The sequence below is a fragment of the Psychrosphaera aestuarii genome, from assembly GCF_017948405.1.
GTDB classification, from domain to species: Bacteria; Pseudomonadota; Gammaproteobacteria; order Enterobacterales; family Alteromonadaceae; genus Psychrosphaera; species Psychrosphaera aestuarii.
The window spans coordinates 689965-711915 of the sequence record NZ_CP072844.1; the positions used below are offsets into that span (position 1 = coordinate 689965).

Sequence of the window (21951 nt, forward strand, 5' to 3'; positions counted from 1 at the left end):
GTGCCTGCTCAGGTATTCAATTATTTAAAGGATCCATAATGAAACTCGAAAACCTATTATCAATCAAACCGCTACTACTTACATCTGTATTGGCTATGTCAGTATTTGGATCATCCTTTCAAGCATTAGCCGGCCATCATAAAAATAGTGTCTACGAATTGAAAAGCAAACAATCTTTACTTACGTTTTTCTCAATAAAAAGCGGCAGTATTGGTGAAGTTCATGAATTTAAGTCGTTAAATGGCCACATCGATAAAGAAGGGTTAGCGACAATAACAATAGACTTAACGAGCGTTGAAACCGGCATCGAAATTCGAAACGAACGCATGAAGTCTATGCTTTTTAACACAAACGAATTTACCACGGCCCAAGTGCAAACCGAGGTTTCTCTAGATGCACTTAAAGCGCTAAAAGTTGGTGAATCATTTCATCGTCACGTACCGGTTACCCTAAACTTGCACGGCCAAAGCCAAAAGTTGATCGCTCATTCAGACGTGGTAAAGATAGCCGACAATAAAATTGTGATTTACAGCACCAAACCAGCGGTAGTGGATGCGTCACAGTTTGGACTGGTTGATGGCATTGCCGCCTTGCAAAAAATTGCGGGCTTACCGTCAATTGCTACATCGGTTCCGGTCACCTTTAAGTTAACTTTTGAACTACCTAGCAAGTAATACAACTAGTTACCAAGTAAATACCAGCTAACAGGTAAATACCAAGCACTAGGTATTTAAGCACCAAATCAAATTAGCTAAAGCAGTAAGGTTAGCGCCAGTGGTAAAATTAAAATACTGGCGCAAACATATCCAAGCCGCTGGGCTTGATTAGAATAAGCCACCGCTTGTTTCATGCCAAATAAAGGCCGTAAAAGCGAGCTTCGTCTAATCACCTCATAACAACCTAAACATCCGGCTATCGTGATAACGACTACAGCAATAGGCTCTAATACCGCGCCAAAACCACCAAAATCGACGCGTGATAGCCAGTAAGCCGCCACAATAAGAATGCTTTGATGCAAGATATAAAAAGGGTATACGCCTTCAGACCAATAGTTGAGTTTGTCTGATTTTACATTTAGGTAGGTATAGGCCAGCGACAATAACGTTAATACCCCTAGCGTTCGAGAAAGACTGTAACTAATTAGGCCCAAAATCTGTAAAGCTGGGTGCGAATCGTCGCCAAACGGTAGCCACATAAATTGGTAAAAACAAACAAAACTAATTAGAACAATCGGCGTGACTTTGAGCAACAAAGGCAACCCTGCTTTTAAGCGTTGCCAAAATAACGGTGACCAGCCAATAACATACCCGTAAAGCATAAAGGTGAATCCCAGTGGATAACGAACCGTGTCGGGATCCCAAAATGTTTGCAACAAAAAAATAGGCAGTGTCATTATTGCAGTGGCCACCGCAGAGTGTTGACGCAATATCCAATGAAAAAGTTGCTCAACCCAGTGTGCGTTTAGTAACGGCAATAAACAAACTAACGCCAAAGAGTATTGCCATAACGATCGTAAATACCACAGATGATTAACATCGACATGGGGCCATATCCCGGCCTGAAAGTCGTCAAATAGTGTGGTGTCAGCAGAGAAAAACTCCAGCATGAATTGCCAGTAGGACATATCGAGTGCGGCTTTTTGAGTCATTTCAACATACAGCTGTGGCGGCACAATCACCAAAATTCCAAACAACAAAGGGAGCAACAAGCGAATTGAGCGCAGAAAAATAAAACGCTCAATAGACACTTTCACCAATAAAAAACGAATAGCGACGCCCGATATCAACCATAAAATTGCCATACGCCATGGTGAAATCATCAACATCGCTAATTCCAAACCTTGCCACTGATATTGGCTTTTGTAGTGATAGCCCCAATTTTCAACATAAAGCATACCAATATGAAAAAATATCAGTAATCCAAATACACCAACTCGTAACCAATCTAAATCAAAGCGGCGACCAGGCAAATCAATGCGACTCGGTACAAAGTAATGGTTGAACAACTGGTATAAATTGTTAATGCTAAATTTCATCACGGGCTTGCTCCATATGCTCTTTTACAACATCAATTTCTATAACGACAGTTTGTCATAGCGTTGTCGGAATAAAGTGGGAAAAGTGTTTGGTGACGGGCTATAGGGACAAGCGGTGGCTGAGTGTGATGAATTACTTTCAGAATATAGGGAATAATGCGACCGAATAATATATCGTAATAAGGTCAATCACTTGTGAACAAAATAAATGAACTACTTATCTCACTTTCAGCGTTATAAATTCAGGTATGAAGTTAGCGCATTAATTGCGTACTTTTTAATTAATGCCACGGTGTTGGCGACCTCCGTCATCATGGAAAAAAGTCGAGTGACGGATGCATTACCCTTTAGTCTGTGGGAGCCCTTTGTTTGGGAATATTCTAGCGGATTAAGCTCGTTACTATTGTTTCCCGCCATAGTCTACTTACTAAAAAAATACCCATTTCAATGGCAGAGCATAAAACGTTCACTGGCATTTTATTTTTTAATTTCGATACTGTTCTCGTTAAGTCATGTTGGCCTAATGGTAGGCATGCGCGAGATTGCTTATGCGCTGGTAAGTCGTGATTATGATTTTGGCCAAGTGGGTTTCGAACTACTATACGAATATCGAAAAGATCTGTGGAGCTTCATCTTTTTTGTGATTGTTATTAAAGGGTATCAATTTATTGTTGGTCAGCTGCAAGGTGAGGCTAATCCTATTGCTCAAGGCGAAGACAACAGCGACAAACCGGCCATGAACCTAGACCGACTGCTCGTTAAAAAGCTAGGCAAAGAATTTATAATAAAAATTGACGACGTAGAGTGGCTAGAGTCATCGGGCAATTACGTTAATTTACACATTAACCAACGCATATATCCAATTAGAACAACGCTTACGGCTTTAACTAAACAGCTGAGTGAACGCGGTTTTTGTCGTATCCATCGCTCTCACGCTATTCGGCTCGATATGGTTGAATCTATTACGCCATTAGCGAGTGGCGATAGTGAAGTGAAACTTAAAAACGGCAAAACACTCATGTTGTCTCGCCGTTATAAAGACGCTTTTAAGCAAACGTTTACTTAACCCACTTATTTGCTTGTTTCACAAACTCCAGCAGCACCTTCACATTTTGTTGTTGCTGGTTTTTTAAGTGCTCTTTCATCACTGGAAATAGCGCCGTCTTTTTATCAAATTTAGTGTGCCAAATTTCGCCCCAGGCTTTTTCATCATCACGGTTACAGCTGGTTAAGTTTTTCTCGTCAAAACAATCCCAGTAAGCCTTATCAGCCACTTGAGAATAACCGTCGTTGCCTCGTTTACCGTTTAATGCAAAGTTAGTGGCTTCAATATAGGCTGTGGTTACGCCGCTGCAGGCAAACGGAGAATGATCCGACCAAGATCCAGTTTCGCCCTCAGGGTAACCTTTGTATTCTTGGTGTAATAAGTGAGGTGTGTCTGGGTAAAGTTGTGTTGAAACCGCTCGAATACCTTCACGCAGCTCAGTGCCGCTTACGTAGTTGATTTCTTTTATGTAGTCACAGCGATAAGGTTTTGAGTGTGCGCTGTGTACGTACAACTTGTCGCCGCCAATAATCGTATCTAAGTTAATCATACCTATCATGTTGCTGGTGTCATTGTTATTTACATAGGCGACAGAGCCTTGCAAACCGCGTTCTTCTGCACCAAAAGCAATGAGTCGAACGGTATAAGGTAAAGTTGTGTTTTCCTTTGAAGACGCAGCGTTAGCACTTAATAAGTCAGCGAGAGACAACAACGCCGCCACACCTGAACCATTATCAATTAAACCTTGTGAGCCTGATTTTACACCTACCGAGTCATAATGCGCGCCGACCACTAATAACTTGTCCGATTGACCTTTTATATCAATAAACAGGTTTTGAGAATTATAGTTTTTAGTACGCAGAGTGTAACTAAAGGCTTGCATTGTGACTTCGTAACCCGCTTTTTTCCATTCCGACGCTATCCACTCAGCAGTTTGTTTTTCTTGCTCTGAGCCACCAACACGGTCGGCTTTAATTTCAATATAATCGGCTACTTTTACAAACTCAGACCAAGCCGAGCTCTCTGCTGAATTCTCCGCTGAATTTACGGCAGTACCGACGGCTGTGGCACTCATTGCTGTAGTAATTAAAATAAGTGAAATGGATAACATGACCGAACGTTTAATAAAATTCACACCGACTCCAAAGTTAGTATCTAGCTTTTTGAAAAAGCTGGTAAAAAGGTTTGTTAAATAAAACTCAATAAATTGTAACCTTTATTTTATGTATAGGAAGTGAAAACACTTAGTTTTAAACTTGTGTAGCCTTAAGTTCAACACAGCGAGTAACGCGCTACCATTAACTAAGGAAGGTTATTTTTAAAAACAATAGTTATATAAAGGGTGTTTGTCATCTATTGCCTTAACCTTCTGCAACCTCGCTAGTATTAAGTTTGATTAAAAATAGCCGAGAAAACCCGCGAACACGTTTAATCTAGAGGTGATGGGTAAACTTTCACTTCACTCTCTAGGCATTTTTATTTATAGTACTGTGCCTTAAGCAACGTCATTTTATGTATGAATCATTGCAACGCAACAGACCCAAAAAGCTCGCTAAGCCAATGTGAGTTACAAGACCTTTTCGAACTTATCGCCATGCAAGGCGGTGTATTAAAATCTCATCAAGTTTTGTCGTTAATGACACAGCACGCCGTTTCTTTTGACACAATAAAAGAAATGCTGTTACCGGTTTGTGAATTGTTCGCTATCGCGCCTATTTCTAAGTTTCACGCTGGGGCTATAGCGCAAGGGCAGTTAACCGATGTTGTGGAAAACACCAACACCAAGCAGCAAGTGGCGAATTTGTATTTTGGCGCCAATTTAGAATTTGCTGGTGAGGCACTTAACTTAACGGTTCATGCAGAACAAGCCGCCATTAATAATGCATGGCATCATGGCGAATCAAAAATTACTGCTATGGTTATCAACGCTGCACCTTGTGGATTTTGCCGACAGTTTATTAATGAAGTAAGAGACGCGCGTTTAATGCCAATGAATATTGCAGGTAAAAGCGTGAGCTTAGACGACTTACTGCCTGATCCCTTTTCGCCAGAAGTATTAGGCAGCGATGTGATGTTGTTTGATACCATTAATAACGGCATTGCTTTTACTGACATTGATAAAGACCTGTTGCACGCGGTGAACTCGTCGTATGCGCCTTACACTAAAAACCCAAGTGCAGTAATGATTGAATGCCATGGCGACACAAAATTTATTGGTCGATATGCCGAGAATTGTGCCTACAATCCGAGTTTGTCACCATTGCAAAGTGCACTAAGCATAATGGCGCTGCATGGGCTTAACCCAAACAAACACCCAATTAAACGAATTACCTTAGCAGAAGTGAAAGGCCAAGCTAATCAACTGGGCGCAACCAAAAACGTATTAACCAGCTTGCCGCAAGGTATTGAATTTGTTCATTTGTTAGGTGAAAAAGTATAGGTAGTTGTATATAGTCCAGTGAGTACATTTAAACGCTATATTTAATTAATAGCTAGGTTGATAAAAACAAGGACGTTATGAATACTCACAATGACAACGCATTAAAACCACTGCCAGTTATACAAATACTAACCGTTAGCTTGCGCTTACCTTTTGAAAATGCCGCTACAATTTTTCGTTTGGGCTGGCCGTATCTAATCGTTGCATTATTGCTTCCTGTATTGGCTACTCAAATGGGTAACAGTGCCTTCAACATAGTTTTACTTCCATTTGTAATTGCCACCAGTGTACTTGCAGGCGTTGCTTGCCATCGAATATTTTTGTGCCCTCAAGAAGAAGTAAAGCAGTTATCAACATTCCGTTGGGCGAGCTCTGAAGCTGACTTCTTTGTTGCTGGTTTAAAGTTAATATTTGCATTAATTGTAGGGCTATTATTAACGGTTGGTCTTGGCTCAATGATTGTTAATATCTTCGACACACAGTTAGTGCCAACCGAGGTCTATTTCGGATACAACCTAGCCGAATGGGCTGGTATGCTTGTATTTGGTTACGTGTTTTCAAGAATTAGCTTTATTTTACCTGGCGCTGCGGTTGGCCGTTACTTCAATTTTAATACTTCATGGGCGGCAACAAAGCCTTATGCTTTGCGTCTATTTTTTGTCATTTCTTTTTTGCCAATACTATTGGCAACGATAGTAAATAGATTTACTACTACCATGATGAGTGACGTTTCAGGTAACCCTCTTGGTTTGCAATTAGCAATATCAGTGTTGTCCATCGTCGGCGCTGTTATTGAACTATGTATATTGTCGAAGTCTTTTGAGTGGGTAACTAGCCAAATGCCAGAAGAGCACCAAGAACCCACCACTGAATAAGGAACTTTTTTAGGGCTCGAATCGTTGGCTCGGGCTCCAACTAACTAGCAGAAGCCCATAGTTTTAATGTTCACAGTAATAAACAAGGAACGCGAGTGAGTAACGAGTTTTATAATTTGAATGCACAGGAAGTGTCAGCGCAGTATCTAAGTAAAAGCTTTGAGCAAGTGCATCAAAGTTGGATTCACTTATTACCAGCCACTCTTAATAAAACAAGTGTACGAATTTTAGATGTGGGTGGTGGCTCTGGTCGTGACGCCAAATATTTTGCTGAGCAATTGCAAAACATTAACAGCAGTCAAAGCTCAGGCCAGTCTACTGAAAGCACAGGTCAGGTGTTTGCCATTGAGCCCGCCGCCGAACTAGCTAAATGGGGAGAGCAAACTACCAAAGGCTTAGGTGTAACTTGGTTGCAAGATACCTTGCCAGCGTTGGAAAATACCACCAAACTCGAAATCAGCTTTGATCTTATTTTACTCAGTGCGGTGTGGATGCACATACCACCAACTGACCGCGCTCGCGCCTTTCGAAAACTCACTAATATATTGAAGCCGGGTGGCCAGTTAGTTATTTCACTGCGCCACGGTCATACCGACGATGAACGAAAAAATCGTAATATGTATGATGTCAGCGCCGACGAACTAAAAAAGCTCGCCAGTGAACATGGCTTGTTTGTAAAACTTGAAACCGAACTAGACAAAGATCAATTAGGCCGTGGCCATGTAAGTTGGCAAACTGTTGTTTTGGCAATGCCTGACGACGGTACAGGTGCTTTTCCATTTATTCGGCATGTCGCGATTAATGACGGAAAGTCAGCGACCCATAAATTGGCACTGATGCGTGTTTTATTGAGAATCGCAGACGGTCATGCTGGAGCTGTTTTAAGAAGAGAGTCCTCGCCTGATGGTGATCGAGTAATATTACCAGCAGGTTTAGTTGCGCTTTATTGGTGTCATCAATATAAAGATTTAATAGATTTACATGGCCTTTTTCAAACGCCAGCTAAAAGCGCTAATATGGGTTTCATGAAGGAAGATGGGTGGCATAAGTTAACTCACCGAGTCGCATCTGACTACCGGATAGGAAATCTATTTAACGGTGATGATGCCAAAGCGCTTCATAAAACACTGTCGGCAGCCTTACGAAATATAAAAAATATGCCTTGTAAGTATATTACGTTCCCCAACAGTTCAACGCCTGTGTTCGAAGTAGAAAGCAAAGTTGTGAAAGCCAAAGATAGCTTGTTTCTTGATCTAACGACTCTTGAGCAGTGGGGTGAATTTTCACTGCCTGAATCAACTTGGTTAGCATTTAATCGTTATGCTTGTTGGATTGAGCCTGTACTTGTGAGTGAGTGGGTAAAAACCATGGCAAGTTACAAAGGTAATGAAAAGTATTCACATCCTGAGGCCCAATATCAACTTTATAAAGCGCTAGACTGGTTAGAACCTAAACGGACAACAACAGAAGTTCGGCAACGTGTCGAAACCTTAAAAGCTTCACAAAAAGTCGAATGTATATGGTCCGCAAAAGCAATTAAGCAAAAATTCGACATAGATCACAGTATGCCGTTTTCAAGATGGCCAAATAATGATTTGTGGAATTTGGTTCCTAGTGACAGCAAAGTTAATAACGAAAAGCGAGATCGTCTACCAACGGAGCATAAGTTAAAGGCTTCGAAGGATAGAATGCAGAGTTGGTGGATTAATGCGTGGCTTAGTGATGAAAAAAAATACGAGCAACGCTTTTTTGCAGAAGCTAATATTGCGCTACCCGGGTTAGACTCAAACAACACATCAATTGATGATTTATTTGAAGCACTAATGATGCAAAGAGGTCGATTGAAAGAAATGCAGCAATTGCGAGAGTGGTAATTTTTAGTGTTTTCAACACCATTAATAACCCTAACGCTCAACCCTATACAACTGAAACGAGGCCGTTTCCAGCGCTTGTCCCTTGTGATATGAATACCAGTGGCCGCTTATCATATTCTTGTTTTGCTGGTGCAGTACAATTTGATTTGCAAAGGTTGGGTGACTGGTTTTAATTGTAATGAACGGGTTATCTTTGTCGCTATTAAGTATGATGTCATCACTGTTAAAGGTCGATTTAATCACGACGTCTGAGCCATTAGCAAAATAAACAAATTCAGATGACTCGCCTGGCTGAACATTTAAAGCGATGAGTTGTTTTTTATTATGATAATCAGCAACGCCAATCCAAAATCCATTGATTCCGTCATAATCAGGTCGCTCGCTTTGCATTAGTTTGAGTGTGTTGCTGTATAGGTTAATAAATTCACGAACGGTAGAAGGACCGTTTTTTTTCTCCAGTTGGTAGCTTTGGCTAAGTACTGGCTTTTCATATGAAAAGGCGGTTTCTAAAACATGCAGTGAGTCCGTATTGCCTAGCGCTGGCACAATAATAAAACGGAGTGCTCTTTTGTTGTTTTTAGGGCTTGTTACAGTCACAGTGCATTCAGATTGCGTACAGACAATGTCATTATTGGTAAAAGGTATGCGCTTACCATCGCGAAATGCGCTGGAGAAATTGGCAGTGAAAAAAGCATGCTCGCCACCTTCATTTATTTGTAACAGGTGATAGTCCAACCCCACAGAGTCGCTAATGCCTTCCCATAAACCAGTTTCAAGCTTTAATGGTTTCTGTTCGGCTAATACCCAAGGCGACAAAAGTGCCATAAACATCAAACTTAAAAAAATATATTTCATCTGGTATTTGCTTTCCGACAAATAAGTAAATTTTTAGTAGTTATTATAAACGTTAATAAATACAATGTTTTGTGCAAATAATAAACTAAAGTGGCGTTTATAAATACAAGCCCAAGAATACTAACGTAAGGATACACCCGAATGAACAATTATCTTAAATTAGCGCAAATACTGACTTTTACTGCTGTGCTTGCAGCCTGTGGCGGTGGAGGAGGTGGCTCTTCGGATGGCGGTTCAAGTTCTGGTGGTGAGTCTGGTGGCAGTTCAGGCGGTTCTAGTAGTGGTTCAAGTTCTCGATTGGTTTGGGATGCTGCCCTGCCAACGACGAGTTTTGCCTATTACTCGTCTCCTGCGTTAAGTGCAGACGAGCAAACGATTTATGTAGGCACTGCAAAGAATGTTAGAAATGCATCAGCGGGCAACGACGTTATGGCAGCATACGACCGAAATGGCAATGTTAAATGGCAGTACACCTTGCCTAATGCTGAAGAGGTTCGCTCGAGCCCAGTGGTGCACAAAGGCAATATTTATTTTACCGTTGATAAGCGTACTGCCGAATTTAATAAAAGCTATCGAGACTTAGTGGCATTAAGCGCCGCAGGTAATGAAATTTGGCGACAACGTGTATCAGAATACGGCAGCCAAACTGGCTCAGGCTTAACAAAAGTGGTGGCAACGGGCGATCAAATTATTTACACCGGCTTAGATGTTTTCGTTTTTAACGCAGATTCGGGTACTAAACTTTTTGAGCGCTTATGTAATTGCAGTGGCCGCCAAGATCGCTTTGTAAATGGTGCGCTAAATAATAACGGCGAGCTGGTTTATTACGATGAAGGTAGGTTACTTAAATTAAACCTAACCACTTATCAAGTGTCTGGTGAGTTTGCTGATATCGAAACTTTTCCACAAGACTTAGTATTGTCTTCGCCAGCGGTTGACTCAAACAACAATGTTTATTTAGGCTCTGAAGCTGGCATTTTATATGCGTTTAATGACAATTTAGAGTTGCTTTGGGACTTTAGATTAACCACACCTAACGTTATTGAAGCGCCGCATATTCGCTCGTCGGTAGCGATTGATGAGTCTAGACAAACGCTATACTTTGGCACAAAGAGTAACGAAAACAGTGAATTTTATGCGCTAGACATGAACGACCAAAGTGTGAAATGGAAAGTGTCTATCCCGGGTGATGTATACGTTTCACCAACTATTGGCGACAACGGCAATATCTACTTTGCATCAGAAACTGACTTGCTTTATGCCTACACTCCAAGCGGTACATTAGCCTGGCAGTATGACCTAAAAGTGAATGTCACTTGGTCATCTCCGGTTATCGACAGCTCAGGCATTTTGTATATTGGTGGCTTATCTGAAGCGGAATTATCGTCGTCGAGCGCAACGGGTAAAGTGTTTGCTATTCAAACTGACAGCACCGGCTTAATGACAAATACGTGGGCTAAAATCCACCGTGATAATCAAAATACCGGTGTATCTAAATAAAGTACAGCAGGTTAATACAATGCCTTTGCTCAGCCTGATAAGCGTTACAAGGTTATTGTTCAGAAGTAAATGAATACACCACCGAGGCTATTTTCCAGCCTTGGTTGGTTTGTATCATTTGCATATTTTCCTGTCCCCAGTGAACCTTTTTGTTGTTTTTATAAAATTCATAATCGAAAAAAACAGAGGCGATATTGCCATCAGTTTGTATTTTTACATTACTGATCCTTTCTTCTACAGGACCTTTGTTATTTGAACTCATTGCTATCAGTTTTTTAGCAGATGTTGTCCAGTAGCGGGTGGCAACAAAATTTTTATTATCGCGTTTGTTAATTTCTGCAACTCCGGCTCGTCGTAACACCATAGTTTTTGGTGAGACAATACCATACATGGGCGCCTCAGGATCTATAAATAAGCTTAAAAACGTGTCTTTATCTTTGTTAATAATCGACTGCTCAAAAGTAGCGATCACCTCTTTAATGTTAGTCAGTTCATTTGAGTTTTGATTTTCATTGGCGTCACAAGTGCCTGAAAAAATAACGAATATCATGATAAATATTAAGTGCTTCATAATTATTCCTTTTTAATTGATTAAGCACTTATGTTGTAGGCTAACCACTAGTAGTAATACCAATAAAAAGTTCTATAATTATCTAAAGTCTTTGTTTTTAATAAATAAAATAGTTACAGCCATTGCGCTTTTGTTTGTTGGTATAACGCTGTTTGCCAGTGCAGTTCGCGACTAGTTGATATCTTGATGGCCTCATCGAGTGCGTGATGAAACTCACTTTTACTGTCATTCATTTTTGCAATTTGTGCGAGCTTAGCCCACGAAGCCGACTCTCCCACGGGACAGCGTAAAACCTTATGGTAGGCTTTTCCTTCGTGAACCAATCGTGCGGCTTCTTGGTAGTCTTTTTGATTAATCGCAATGTTGGCCATTTGATCTTTTAAATAGGCCATATACAGCCAATCATTATTTTTCGTGGCAATACTCAGCGCCTGTTTAGCAATCGCCAAGGATTGTGAGTCATTCATTGTCACGTAATAATACAATGACTTAGAAAATAGCAATTGCGTTAACTCGGTATCGTCATTTAGCGCTTCGGCGATAGGGATAGCAATATCTAGTCGCGCTTTGCCTTGTTCAAATTGTTTTAATCTGAAAAAGCTATCCACTAATAAACGCTGTGCAGTGAGGTTGTTTTCATCTCTAATTACAATACTAGTAAGTAAAGACTTACTTAATTCATAATTTCCATTCATATTGCTTTCTAAAGCAGCAACAAGTAGCTCGTTATCAAAGTCAGAACGGCGTTGTTGGCTTGGATTATCTTCGTTTTGATTATCCAATTGCTGTGCAATGATCTGAGTGAATTTGTCGGTCATTGCCTGCAGGTCTTGATTGACTAACGCGCCCGAGGTATTTCCATTTCGATAGTAAAAGACATAAATCAGTTGATAATCGCTAGCCGAGCCGCCCAACGTTGAATGCACAATAAGCTCAGCACCAGAGACTTTAAAAATTTGCTGAATATCGGCAGGGCGGATAGCAGCGGTTTTACTTTCAGGTAATGCAATGTCGGCACGTTGTAATACCTCTAAAACGTAGTCCGTTTGTAAAACTTGGTGGTTGTTTGAATTGTTTAATCGACTAATCACTTGATCCATCATGCCGAGCCTGACCCAAGCATGATCATTCCCGGCAACTTGGTTTAATGTGGGTAATACAACAATGGAGCCGGGGGTTTTGTTTGAAGGATAAAGCGTTGTTGAAGTAAAAAATGCAAAAGCGGTCAATAGGAACAGGCAGGCAATAGCAAGCCTTACACCTGAAAAAATAGAAGATTTATTGGCGTTTAATGAGTCAGTTTGAGGCGCCTGAGATTGAGGCTCTGTGCTTTCAACTGAAGTAACTTCGGGTAACCATACATAGCCTTGTTGAGGAATGGTTTTTATTACATCTTGATTTGGAAATAGCTGTCTAATTTCGTTTATAGATTGAAATACCACTTGTTCACTAACCACGGTATTTGGCCACACTTGTGAAAGTAAATTTTGTTTGTTGATGGGCGTGTTAGCGCTTTTAAGCAAAACAATTAGCAGCTGGCACGTTTTAGGACGTACTTTTAATTGCTTACCATTTTCATTACAAACCGTCAGCGCCTGCTCATTAATATTATGGCTAAGTGTTTGGTAAATCAAAATAAGTACATTTCCTTGTGTGATTGCTATTCACTATAGAGCGTTAACTTTCCAAACACAAATCATGTTAAGAATAGAATACTTTGTTTAAAATTCGTGCTATTGGTAGTCTTGTAAATTAAAAGGATTTAACCGGACTTACTTAAGGACAGCTAAGCATGGGACTATTTACGTTAACTGATGCAGAAAAGTGCGCCGTATTTGACTATACCTCGTTAGTGCCAGGAGACATTTTGGTGAGTGACTTTAGTTTTGGGCCTATAGATTATCAGCATTGGTCATTAGTATCCGACAGACGTTGTGAGCAGGGCATTTACATGCTGATTTCTGCTACAGAGCGCACCGGCACTGTATGTGAAGAGCCCGCCCATGAAGTTATTCAATGCGCAAATACCTACAAAGCTTTGCATAAGTCCCTGTGGCCGGTACCAAAAAGTATTGCCTTGGCGCGCAGCCATATTGGCAAATGGGATTACTCGGTTACCGAACGAAACTGTCAGCACTTTATTAATTTAGTCACGGGATTGGGGCTAAGGTCTAGTCAGGTTTATGCGGGAATAACGTCGGGGCTTATTGGCGGCGTAGGCACGGCGCTGTTAAAAAAAGACGCTTCCTGGTTAGAGATTTTAAGTGTCACGGTAGCAGGTATCGCTAGTGGCGTAGTGGCTTCAAAAGCGTTGCAAAAAGGCTCGGATCCATTAACGGAAACATAGATTTATTCAAATTGAAGGAGCGTTTATGAACGTTAGAGTTACGGTGGTTTTGATTTTAGCGGCATTAATTTTAGGTTCGGCGCTTATTCAATTTTATTGGCTCACTGCCGTGTTTGTCGCACTATTAATCATGGCTTTAGTTGATATTACCCAACGCAAGCATACGATTTTACGCAATTACCCTCTGTTAGGTCATATTCGGTACTTCATGGAGTTTATTCGGCCTGAGATTCAGCAATATTTTGTGGAGTCTAATCTAAGTGGCCGACCGATTAACCGAGAATATCGCGAACTGGTTTATCAGCGTTCTAAACAAGAGTCTGATACAAGACCCTTTGGGACACAATTTGATGTTTACCGAACGGGTTACGAATGGATGTCTCACTCATTGCACCCAATACATATAGAGAACAAAAACCCACGAGTAAAGTTTGGTGGGCCAGATTGCACCTTGCCATATATGGCGTCGCCATTAAATATTTCTGCTATGAGTTATGGCGCATTAAGTAAAAATGCGGTTTTGGCCTTGAACAAAGGGGCAAAAGAAGGCGGTTTTGCTCACAACACAGGTGAGGGAGGGTTAAGTCCATACCATTTAGAGTATGGCGCTGATGTGATTTGGCAAATAGGTACAGGTTACTTTGGTTGTCGTACCGAAAGTGGTGGTTTTGATGCAAACCTTTTCTCGGAAAAAGCGACGCTTGATGTTGTTAAGATGATTGAAATAAAGCTTTCACAAGGAGCAAAACCCGGTCACGGTGGGATCTTGCCGGCGGCGAAGCTGACCAAAGAAATTGCGGAGATTAGACATGTGCCTCTTGGTAAGGATGTTATATCACCGGCTGCGCATTCGGCATTTGATTCACCTATTGGATTACTCATGTTTGTTAAACAGTTACGTAAATTATCCGGTGGCAAACCTGTTGGGTTTAAACTGTGTATTGGTCAGCGACATGAATTCTTAGCGATTTGTAAGGCCATGCTAGATACAGGCATTACACCTGACTTTATCACGGTTGATGGCTCAGAAGGTGGCACTGGAGCGGCGCCAATCGAATTTACTAACTCTGTTGGTATGCCACTGACCGAAGCCGTTGTATTTGTGAATAACGCGCTAATTGGTATTGGTGTTCGCGATAAAATTCGAATTATTGCAGCTGCTAAAATTTTTTCCGCTTTTCACATCGCAAAAGTAATGGCGCTTGGTGCTGATACGGTTAACTCGGCTCGTGGCATGATGTTAGCGCTTGGTTGTATTCATGCTAGAAACTGCAATAACGACAAATGCCCAACGGGGATCACAACACAAAACCCTAATCGCTATAAATTGTTAGATATCGACTTAAAAGGCACCCGAGTATTTAACTTTCATAAGGCCACGATAACTAACTTATTAGATTTGGTTGGTGCTTGCGGGATTAATGATCTTAGTCAGATCACGCGAAGTCATGTAAATAGACGTGTAAGTGCAACCGAAGTAAAAACTTATCATGAAATATACCCATTATTTACACAAAACTGCTTGTTGGACATCAACACCATTCCAGAGCTTGTTCAGCAAGACTGGCAACGAGCAAATTCGAGTGACTGGGCGGCAGTAAATTAAAATAAAGTTCGGCAATGAAAGTAAAAAACAGAGCCGACAATTAGGCAGTAAAAAGGCGCATAAAGCGCCTTAAAAATTTACATCAAAGAGACTGGCTCTTCCTAACGTTTTATTTCGCTTTAAAGCGGTTCACACTAGGAGTTTGCTGATCTTTGTTATGTTGTTGATGGTATTGACCGACTGGTGCAGAGCTTAACGCCATAAAGTTAACGCGTTTAGCAATTGGCACATAGTCAGTTGTGGCCGTTTTTATAGCCGTAGCAATAGCATTTACCAATAATCCAGCAACACTGCCGCTATTATCATTACTAGATGTATCAACAACTAGGCTGTCGTTATAAAACCATAACTTTTCGCCAGTTTTAGTTGAAAACAACTCATATTGCAACGCAACTTCAACATTACCAGACACTACGTAGTAGTTGGTTTGCCATTTGTTAATTGATACAAACAGTACTGCATCAACGCCAAACTGCTCGCCAAATACGCTTGGATCAACATTTGCTAATTGCGCGCCATCTAGAATGCCTTCTTGTTGAAAGATACTCTGGACTAACTCGATTGGTGCAACATAAAAACCGTGATAAGACAGCGGCTCTGCTAATGTTGTTGTTATGAAGTCAGTAGACTCAGGTGCGGTTGTGTTATTAATCGCGGGCACGACTAAAATAGAAGCCGGTTGTTCGTTATACATCTTCGGAAACGCTTCCGATTTAGTGACGTATGTTGATTGACAGCCCGTTAAAAAAATAGCGAAGGCTAACATGCCAAAAAGTTTTATTGATTTCATTATTTGGCTCCTACCATTTGAATCATTCTATCCATAAGTAATGCTGATTCAGGGTACGTTGCTTTTTCTTTTTCGAAATAAACTAACGCATCGGCTTTTTTGCCTTGCTTTAACAATAGTGTTGCATACTCTGCATTTACGCCAGGAGGCACTCGTAAGCCATATTCTTGTGACTTATTGAATACGTCTTGAATACTCACATAGTGTTGAGCAAGCGTCTCTTCACTAGGTTCAGCTTTATACTGATATAGGGTTGCAGAATAGTCACCCCAGTAATACATGGTTGGTTTTGCAACACAAGCTGCAAGAACCAAAGCCATACCTGCGATTAATATTTTTTTCATGGTAATGTTACTTCCCTGTTGTCGTTATTCGATAAGAATAACTTTCTGTTTAAAATAAGTTTATCCGCCTTATATACTTGAAATAGCACTGTACCTAATGGCACTTGTACTCTCACCGTATCCATTTTTGATTCAGGGAACGCCACTGGTGTACTGTTGTTTACACTGTATGTCTTATTAGCTACATCACCTTTTACCACTATGTAAGCTGCTTCTTCGGCTTGTGATGTTGTATGTGTAACTGTTCCGCATGCAGTAACAAACGTTAGCGAGATGCCTAAAATGATCGACTTTAATAAATTCATTATTCACCCTCTTCCATGATGTAATAGTCGTTAAGGTTATTAGTGTTCAGGTTTTCACTAGTGAATGAAGCCAACGACACTTCGTTATCGCCAGTGCCTACAGTTTGAACAACTGTAAGTTGACCTACTTTTTTACCTGGTAATTCAATCATTAAGCCGTTTTGAGGGTTCTTGATTTTTTTGCCACGTTTAAAGATACCAAAGTCGCTACCCGCTTTTATACCTTGTGATGCGCCGCCTGATATCACTAGCATATCGTCTTGTTTATCAAGAATATAAGCTCTCCAAGGCTTGTCCATCAGGTTTTCAACAACGTCGCTGATCATTTTAGAAATGGCCGCTGAGATCGCCTTATCATTAATGCTTGAGTCATAACCGGCACGACCACCAACACCTAGAGTTGTGCTCGCTTCAACTTCAGCCTCACCAGTACCTTCTTGTGAATAGATAATCTGGCCATTGCTTGTGTCGATCAAACGGATGTTCACGGTTGCCGTTGCGATTTGTTTGTTAGTGCGACTAAAAACACCAACATCGCTGACATTTTTACGGCCAAATTCAGATACCGAACCAACAATTAAATAATCAGCTTTTACTTTTTCCATCGCTTCTGAAGAGAAGGCGGCTTCTTCAGTTAATTTACCTAGCTCTTGACGCTCTAATAGAATGAATTTGCCAGTAGAGGCAAGTCGGCTTGATAAAATATCAGAAGCTTGTTTACCAATAACGTCACCATCTTTGTCAGTAAAAAAGAAATTTTTACCTTGTTTGGTTTCGTTGGTAAATCGAGAAATTGCAACAACGCGTTTTAATACTTTTTCATCTTGTACTAAAGTCGGGCTAGTAGTCGCAACACTTGGTGCTTTAACTGTTGGAGCAGGGGTTGATTGGCAACCGGCTAAAAATAGGGCAGCCGATAGCACTGATAAAGGTATAATTTTTGTATTCATTTTGGTCCTTGTGTTGAATGGCTTCAACTTTTAATTTTCCGTTTGATTACACAGAGGTTGTGTTTTCAACTTGAATTTATAGCAATCGAACGCGTATTTCAAACAAAAAAGTGTATCAAACTAAGGTGGGAACAAAAGGTGCTTACAAGATGAACAACTTAATATGATAAGAAAAAGGCGCACTAGGCGCCTTTTAAAAGAGAAGTCGCCGAGTGGCAACATTTAATAGCAGGAAGGTATTGGCTTAAGCCGCTAATTCTAAAATAGTGCGCGCTTTAGCAGGGTCAATATCTCCATGTTCACCTAACGCGGTCATGCCATTGTTTTCTAAACTCGCAATAAGTTTATCAATGGCTACGTCTGTTGAGTCACCATTTAAGTCATAATCTGACATTTTTGTTTCAACGCCCATGTCTTCAAAAAAGCGAACAACGGCTTGAATCGTTTCGTCAATGCCGGTAACGCCAAATACACGTTCACCAAGTTGAAGAATTTTCTCTTTTTTAGATTCAGCTTGAACCTTCATTAACGCAGGTAAAACAATGGCAAGTGTTTGTGCGTGATCTAAGCTGTAAAGGGCCGTAAGTTCATGGCCAATCATGTGTGTTCCCCAGTCTTGAGGCACACCTTTACCTATTAGGCCGTTTAGCGCCATGGTTGCCGACCACATAACGTTGGCTCTTACGTCGTAATCTTCTGGGTTTTCTAACGCCTTAGGGCCTTCGGTAATAAGTGTTTGCATAATGCCTTCTGCAAATCTGTCTTGCAGCGGGGCGTTAACAGGATACGTTAAATACTGTTCAATAACATGAACAAAGGCATCTACGGCACCGTTGCTCACTTGGCGAGCTGGCAATGAAAACGTATATTCTGGGTCAAGCACAGCAAAAACAGGTTGAACCGTTTCAGAAGAAAAACCACGCTTTTGTGCCGTCTCTTTTTTAGTAACTACCGAATTTCCGTTACTTTCAGAGCCCGTTGCCGGAAGGGTTAACACGGCACCAATAGGCAATGGGTTTTCAAAGCTTGCGCCTTTAATTAAGATATCCCACGGATCGCCAGCAAAGTCTTTAGCAGCTGCAATAAATTTAGCACCGTCAATAACGCTACCGCCGCCAACAGCTAAAATAAAATTAACATCATTGTTACGAACAACTTCAACCGCTTTCATTAATGTTTCGTACGACGGATTAGGCTCAACACCCGCAAATTCAAAAATTTCTGCATCTTTTAGGGTCGTTAAAACTTGGTCGTAAATACCATTCTTTTTAATCGAACCACCGCCATATAAAAACAACACCCTAGCATCGCTTGGTAGTCTCGACGACACTTGTGAAATCTGACCTTTACCAAATAAAATCTCGGTCTGGTTTTTAAACGTAAAATTAAGCATGAAGACTCCTGTATGTAAGGAAAATAAAAATCCGTAAAGGATATAGAAACAAGTTGTTGTTAAGTGGGGATGGGTTTTTAAATTTAAACCTTTTTATACGTAAAGGTACAAAATGTTACTGTTTTTTTAGGTAATAGGTAATAGATGATACGAGATAGTAGATAGGAGTGAAGTGGGCGAGTTCTAAATGTGAACTTAATAACTCGCCAACTTGGTAATTTAGATTTTTACTAGCGATACGTCACATTTGGCGTAGTTAACAACACCGTTTGCTGTTGAGCCGATAAGGGCCTGAATGCCTTTTTTAGAATGAGTACCGATTACAATTAAGTCGGCTTCTTTCTTTTCGGCCAATGTGCAAATTTGCTCGTAAGGTTTGCCTACTTTTACAAAGACTTTTTTCGGCGGAATTTCGAAGGCTGTTGCTATCTCATTAACGGCCGGCAATGCTTCTTCTTGCAGTGTCTTTTGGTAGTCTTTTGGAAGAATGGTGTAAGGGATAACATTGATTACATATAACTTTGCGCCGCAGAGTTTGGCTAGCGTGTGAGCTTTCTTTAAAACAATTTTACCTTCATCGCTGGCTTCTATGGCACAAATAATTTTTTTATACATTTGCTAACCTCTATTTTTATTATATTTAATAAAAGATAGTGAAATTAAGTTGGTAAGTAAAGATTCTGTTGAATATTCAAGCAACACATAATATGTTCCACTCATCCTAGGTATGTAACCTAAAACAACGATTTATTAGTAGGAAATAAAAATGTTTCGAATTGGTTTATTTATCATTTCAAATATAGCAATCATGGCATTGCTAGGCTTAACGTTCCGTCTGTTTGGTTTAGAGGGATTGCTGGCACAAAATGGTGTAGATTTAAACCTACAGGCTTTGCTCGTATACGCTGCGGTACTTGGCTTTTCTGGCTCAATTATTTCTTTGTTATTGTCTAAAATGTTGGCAAAACGCTCAATGCGAGTCGAGCTTATAACTCGCCCTCAAACACAGCAAGAACGCTGGTTGGTCAGTACGGTTGAGCGACAAGCAAAACAAATGAAAATAGGAATGCCAGAAGTCGGCATTTTCCCAAGTCGCGATCCAAATGCGTTTGCAACTGGTTGGAATCGTAATAATGCCTTAGTTGCGGTAAGCCTTGGCTTATTAGAACAAATGACTCAAGACGAAGTAGAGGCTGTACTTGCTCATGAGGTGAGTCATATAGCAAATGGCGATATGGTAACCATGACTTTGTTGCAGGGGGTGATGAATACCTTTGTGGTGTTTTTGTCACGAGTGATTGGTCACGTTGTCGACCGAGTTGTGTTTAAAGTTGAACGCGGACATGGACCAGCGTTTTGGATAGTGTCTATTGTCGCTGAGCTTATTTTAGGTGTGTTGGCAATGATTATTACCATGTGGTTCTCTCGCTATCGTGAGTTTCGTGCTGATGCGGGTGCCGCGTCGATAGTTGGCAAACAAAAAATGATTGCGGCATTACAACGTTTACAAAGCCATAAAGGTGAGCCTGCGGTACCGGATGAAATGGCAGCGTTTGCAATTAATGCGGGACGAGTGCATGCCTTATTTTCCAGCCATCCGCCGCTTGAGAAACGCATTGAGGCATTAAAAAACAGCTAGCATGGCAATAAAAAAGCTAACTAATTACTTAGTTAGCTTTTTAGTTTAGACGTTTAAGTCTTCACTTATAGAGTCGTTGTAAAAAGGCTGTGTGTTTATTCACAACAAGCTATTTAGCAACCATAAAACCATTCAAGAAGTTATCGATCTCATCTTGGTAGTCTTTAACTAAATTTGCACCTGTGTAGGTTAGGTATTGCGTTACGCCAGCATCATTTGAGTGGTAGTAACCAAGGTATCTAAACTTAACGCCTTGGATAGTGCCTTCCATTTCTAAATAAATCACTTTATTGCCGTTAACCATGCGGTATTCTTTTTTTACAATACGCGTGTCTGGCGCAGCATCTTTGGCATTTTCCAGCGCTTGATCTGCCAATGAGTCTAAGTTCATTGCAAGACGTTCAGTAATGGCCATTGCGTATAAGTCTTCACCTTTTAGCTGAAACGTATACTCAGAAGGCGCGTTACCATCTTGGTTTTTTTCAAACTTCCACTTTTTAGGGTTTATCCAAAAGTTTGCATCGGTTTTGCCACTTTTGATTTTAAAGCTGGCACTGTCTGGTTTAGTAAATGTGCCCGGATTCATTTGTAGCTCAGCCTCAGACTGAGGTATGGCACTTTCATAAACCCATGTGCCATCGTCGTTAAGAATAACCACGTCGCCATTTTCCGTGACGGCTTTTTTACCTGCAACAGCAAAGGTACTAAATAAAACTAACGCTAAAATAACAAAATATTTCATTTTATTTCCTTATAAGTAGGCCAATCACTCTGATTGACTTTGCTGGGTAGTGAACAATAAGTTCATTATAAAATCAAGACGTAACATGTGTTTGGTTCGCCGCAATTGGTCGAACAATTCCGTTTGACTGTCTTTTTTGCTTAAAAAGTAAATTCGACAATGTATGACAATGTTAAGTTTACATTCAGGGAGAGCAAAATATGCAGGTGTTTATTTATAACGCGAGTTTAACGTCAACAGGAACTAGGGCATTGTTGTTAACACCTGTTTTCATCATGATCTTGTTTTTTCCTCAACTCAAAAGTTAGACACCAAGTCACAACCATTTGCATTGCAGTGGGCCTTTGTCCACTTACCGCCGATAGCTTTTTTAGATAAAGAAGGCAGAGCGCAAGGTGAGTTAGCCGAGCTTATGAATAAGGTAAGCGAACTAAGTGGCGTGCCTTATGAAGCATTTGAGTTTCCAAACATAAGAGCAATCTCCAACCTTAATCGTCATCAATTAAACTTTTCTATTGGCGTCAAAACATTAGTTAATCAAGTTGATGATTTGTCTGGCAAGCGACTAGAAACCGCATTTTTGGATTACCAAACCAAAGATTTAGACTCTCTCAAGAAATAACCCATCGTAAGATAGCCC

At 40.6% G+C, this 21951-nt stretch carries 22 protein-coding genes; 10 read left to right on the forward strand and 12 right to left on the reverse strand.

Features of this window, described 5'->3' with window-relative positions:
- The first annotated feature begins 38 nt into the window (after nucleotides 1-38).
- Nucleotides 39-674 carry a YceI family protein gene (locus J9318_RS03160; RefSeq protein ID WP_210561097.1) on the forward strand — a complete coding sequence of 212 codons (636 nt, stop codon included), beginning with the start codon at nucleotides 39-41 and terminating at the stop codon, nucleotides 672-674.
- Between the two features lie 77 nt (nucleotides 675-751).
- Here J9318_RS03160 and J9318_RS03165 read toward each other — a convergent pair whose 3' ends face one another.
- Entirely contained in the window at nucleotides 752-2035 is a 1284-nt protein-coding gene (locus J9318_RS03165; protein ID WP_210561098.1) for an acyltransferase family protein, read from the reverse strand.
- 208 nt (nucleotides 2036-2243) lie between these two features.
- On the opposite strand from J9318_RS03165, the gene J9318_RS03170 reads away from it, so the two are divergent.
- Nucleotides 2244-3101, forward strand: coding sequence for a LytR/AlgR family response regulator transcription factor (locus J9318_RS03170; RefSeq protein WP_210561099.1), 858 nt, complete (start codon nucleotides 2244-2246; stop codon nucleotides 3099-3101).
- Here the strand turns inward: J9318_RS03170 and J9318_RS03175 are convergent.
- Nucleotides 3094-4215, reverse strand: coding sequence for a M28 family metallopeptidase (locus J9318_RS03175; RefSeq protein WP_210561100.1), 1122 nt, complete (start codon nucleotides 4213-4215; stop codon nucleotides 3094-3096). The two genes, J9318_RS03170 and J9318_RS03175, sit on opposite strands and share 8 nt — an antisense overlap.
- A gap of 381 nt (nucleotides 4216-4596) precedes the next feature.
- On the opposite strand from J9318_RS03175, the gene cdd reads away from it, so the two are divergent.
- The 3 genes from cdd (at nucleotide 4597) to J9318_RS03190 (ending at nucleotide 8269) form a co-directional block, all read left to right on the forward strand.
- Nucleotides 4597-5520: a cytidine deaminase gene (gene cdd, locus J9318_RS03180; protein ID WP_210561101.1), complete on the forward strand. Its 924-nt coding sequence runs from the start codon at nucleotides 4597-4599 to the stop codon at nucleotides 5518-5520.
- Nucleotides 5521-5597: 77 nt separating this feature from the next.
- Nucleotides 5598-6395 carry a hypothetical protein gene (locus tag J9318_RS03185; RefSeq protein ID WP_210561102.1) on the forward strand — a complete coding sequence of 266 codons (798 nt, stop codon included), beginning with the start codon at nucleotides 5598-5600 and terminating at the stop codon, nucleotides 6393-6395.
- Between the two features lie 95 nt (nucleotides 6396-6490).
- Nucleotides 6491-8269 (forward strand): class I SAM-dependent methyltransferase, encoded by a 1779-nt coding sequence (locus J9318_RS03190; RefSeq protein WP_210561103.1) that lies wholly within the window; start codon nucleotides 6491-6493, stop codon nucleotides 8267-8269.
- A gap of 30 nt (nucleotides 8270-8299) precedes the next feature.
- Here the strand turns inward: J9318_RS03190 and J9318_RS03195 are convergent, their stop codons facing one another.
- Nucleotides 8300-9124 (reverse strand): hypothetical protein, encoded by an 825-nt coding sequence (locus J9318_RS03195; protein ID WP_210561104.1) that lies wholly within the window; start codon nucleotides 9122-9124, stop codon nucleotides 8300-8302.
- Between the two features lie 141 nt (nucleotides 9125-9265).
- Between J9318_RS03195 and J9318_RS03200 the strand changes: the two genes are divergently transcribed.
- Entirely contained in the window at nucleotides 9266-10624 is a 1359-nt protein-coding gene (locus tag J9318_RS03200; protein WP_244731839.1) for an outer membrane protein assembly factor BamB, read from the forward strand.
- 52 nt (nucleotides 10625-10676) lie between these two features.
- Here J9318_RS03200 and J9318_RS03205 read toward each other — a convergent pair whose 3' ends face one another.
- Entirely contained in the window at nucleotides 10677-11195 is a 519-nt protein-coding gene (locus J9318_RS03205) for a nuclear transport factor 2 family protein (protein WP_210561105.1), read from the reverse strand.
- 113 nt (nucleotides 11196-11308) lie between these two features.
- The gene (locus tag J9318_RS03210) at nucleotides 11309-12829 is read right to left on the reverse strand and encodes a winged helix-turn-helix domain-containing protein (RefSeq protein ID WP_210561106.1); all 1521 of its coding nucleotides are present in this window, start codon (nucleotides 12827-12829) and stop codon (nucleotides 11309-11311) included.
- Between the two features lie 158 nt (nucleotides 12830-12987).
- Here J9318_RS03210 and J9318_RS03215 point away from each other — a divergent pair, with 158 nt between their 5' ends.
- Together J9318_RS03215 and J9318_RS03220 are read left to right on the forward strand one after the other, a co-directional pair.
- Nucleotides 12988-13542 carry a C40 family peptidase gene (locus J9318_RS03215; protein ID WP_210561107.1) on the forward strand — a complete coding sequence of 185 codons (555 nt, stop codon included), beginning with the start codon at nucleotides 12988-12990 and terminating at the stop codon, nucleotides 13540-13542.
- A 25-nt stretch (nucleotides 13543-13567) separates the two neighbouring features.
- Nucleotides 13568-15148 carry an FMN-binding glutamate synthase family protein gene (locus J9318_RS03220; RefSeq protein ID WP_210561108.1) on the forward strand — a complete coding sequence of 527 codons (1581 nt, stop codon included), beginning with the start codon at nucleotides 13568-13570 and terminating at the stop codon, nucleotides 15146-15148.
- 109 nt (nucleotides 15149-15257) lie between these two features.
- Here the strand turns inward: J9318_RS03220 and J9318_RS03225 are convergent, their stop codons facing one another.
- The 6 genes from J9318_RS03225 to J9318_RS03250 all read right to left on the reverse strand — a co-directional run bounded on the left by J9318_RS03225 (nucleotide 15258) and on the right by J9318_RS03250 (nucleotide 19545).
- Nucleotides 15258-15938, reverse strand: coding sequence for a GNA1162 family protein (locus J9318_RS03225; protein ID WP_210561109.1), 681 nt, complete (start codon nucleotides 15936-15938; stop codon nucleotides 15258-15260).
- Nucleotides 15938-16282, reverse strand: coding sequence for a DUF4810 domain-containing protein (locus tag J9318_RS03230; protein ID WP_210561110.1), 345 nt, complete (start codon nucleotides 16280-16282; stop codon nucleotides 15938-15940). The genes J9318_RS03225 and J9318_RS03230 overlap by 1 nt, the downstream gene beginning before the upstream one ends.
- Nucleotides 16279-16587, reverse strand: a complete 309-nt coding sequence (locus J9318_RS03235; RefSeq protein WP_210561111.1) for a hypothetical protein — start codon at nucleotides 16585-16587, stop codon at nucleotides 16279-16281. Before J9318_RS03235 ends, J9318_RS03230 begins: the two co-directional genes overlap by 4 nt.
- Complete coding sequence (locus J9318_RS03240) at nucleotides 16587-17537, reverse strand: CsgG/HfaB family protein (RefSeq protein WP_210561112.1); 951 nt, start codon at nucleotides 17535-17537, stop codon at nucleotides 16587-16589. Before J9318_RS03240 ends, J9318_RS03235 begins: the two co-directional genes overlap by 1 nt.
- A gap of 244 nt (nucleotides 17538-17781) precedes the next feature.
- Entirely contained in the window at nucleotides 17782-18930 is a 1149-nt protein-coding gene (locus J9318_RS03245; RefSeq protein WP_210561113.1) for an iron-containing alcohol dehydrogenase, read from the reverse strand.
- A 219-nt stretch (nucleotides 18931-19149) separates the two neighbouring features.
- Nucleotides 19150-19545 (reverse strand): universal stress protein, encoded by a 396-nt coding sequence (locus J9318_RS03250; protein WP_210561114.1) that lies wholly within the window; start codon nucleotides 19543-19545, stop codon nucleotides 19150-19152.
- Between the two features lie 151 nt (nucleotides 19546-19696).
- Here J9318_RS03250 and htpX point away from each other — a divergent pair, with 151 nt between their 5' ends.
- Nucleotides 19697-20569 carry a protease HtpX gene (htpX, locus tag J9318_RS03255; protein ID WP_210561115.1) on the forward strand — a complete coding sequence of 291 codons (873 nt, stop codon included), beginning with the start codon at nucleotides 19697-19699 and terminating at the stop codon, nucleotides 20567-20569.
- Nucleotides 20570-20678: 109 nt separating this feature from the next.
- Here htpX and J9318_RS03260 read toward each other — a convergent pair whose 3' ends face one another.
- Nucleotides 20679-21311, reverse strand: coding sequence for a hypothetical protein (locus tag J9318_RS03260; protein WP_210561116.1), 633 nt, complete (start codon nucleotides 21309-21311; stop codon nucleotides 20679-20681).
- Nucleotides 21312-21723: 412 nt separating this feature from the next.
- Between J9318_RS03260 and J9318_RS03265 the strand changes: the two genes are divergently transcribed.
- The gene (locus J9318_RS03265; protein WP_210561117.1) at nucleotides 21724-21933 is read left to right on the forward strand and encodes a hypothetical protein; all 210 of its coding nucleotides are present in this window, start codon (nucleotides 21724-21726) and stop codon (nucleotides 21931-21933) included.
- Nucleotides 21934-21951 lie beyond the last annotated feature (18 nt).

Bases quoted from the DNA above. Each gene is read 5' to 3' on its own strand.
- cdd (WP_210561101.1), top strand. From the start codon at position 4,597: ATGAATCATTGCAACGCAACAGACCCAAAAAGCTCGCTAAGCCAATGT.
- J9318_RS03220 (WP_210561108.1), top strand. From the start codon at position 13,568: ATGAACGTTAGAGTTACGGTGGTTTTGATTTTAGCGGCATTAATTTTA.
- J9318_RS03260 (WP_210561116.1), bottom strand. From the start codon at position 21,311: ATGAAATATTTTGTTATTTTAGCGTTAGTTTTATTTAGTACCTTTGCT.
- J9318_RS03215 (WP_210561107.1), top strand. From the start codon at position 12,988: ATGGGACTATTTACGTTAACTGATGCAGAAAAGTGCGCCGTATTTGAC.
- J9318_RS03200 (WP_244731839.1), top strand. From the start codon at position 9,266: ATGAACAATTATCTTAAATTAGCGCAAATACTGACTTTTACTGCTGTG.
- J9318_RS03195 (WP_210561104.1), bottom strand. From the start codon at position 9,124: ATGAAATATATTTTTTTAAGTTTGATGTTTATGGCACTTTTGTCGCCT.
- J9318_RS03165 (WP_210561098.1), bottom strand. From the start codon at position 2,035: ATGAAATTTAGCATTAACAATTTATACCAGTTGTTCAACCATTACTTT.
- J9318_RS03265 (WP_210561117.1), top strand. From the start codon at position 21,724: ATGAATAAGGTAAGCGAACTAAGTGGCGTGCCTTATGAAGCATTTGAG.
- J9318_RS03205 (WP_210561105.1), bottom strand. From the start codon at position 11,195: ATGAAGCACTTAATATTTATCATGATATTCGTTATTTTTTCAGGCACT.
- htpX (WP_210561115.1), top strand. From the start codon at position 19,697: ATGTTTCGAATTGGTTTATTTATCATTTCAAATATAGCAATCATGGCA.
- J9318_RS03170 (WP_210561099.1), top strand. From the start codon at position 2,244: ATGAACTACTTATCTCACTTTCAGCGTTATAAATTCAGGTATGAAGTT.
- J9318_RS03245 (WP_210561113.1), bottom strand. From the start codon at position 18,930: ATGCTTAATTTTACGTTTAAAAACCAGACCGAGATTTTATTTGGTAAA.
- J9318_RS03225 (WP_210561109.1), bottom strand. From the start codon at position 15,938: ATGAAATCAATAAAACTTTTTGGCATGTTAGCCTTCGCTATTTTTTTA.
- J9318_RS03240 (WP_210561112.1), bottom strand. From the start codon at position 17,537: ATGAATACAAAAATTATACCTTTATCAGTGCTATCGGCTGCCCTATTT.
- J9318_RS03160 (WP_210561097.1), top strand. From the start codon at position 39: ATGAAACTCGAAAACCTATTATCAATCAAACCGCTACTACTTACATCT.
- J9318_RS03235 (WP_210561111.1), bottom strand. From the start codon at position 16,587: ATGAATTTATTAAAGTCGATCATTTTAGGCATCTCGCTAACGTTTGTT.
- J9318_RS03185 (WP_210561102.1), top strand. From the start codon at position 5,598: ATGAATACTCACAATGACAACGCATTAAAACCACTGCCAGTTATACAA.
- J9318_RS03230 (WP_210561110.1), bottom strand. From the start codon at position 16,282: ATGAAAAAAATATTAATCGCAGGTATGGCTTTGGTTCTTGCAGCTTGT.
- J9318_RS03250 (WP_210561114.1), bottom strand. From the start codon at position 19,545: ATGTATAAAAAAATTATTTGTGCCATAGAAGCCAGCGATGAAGGTAAA.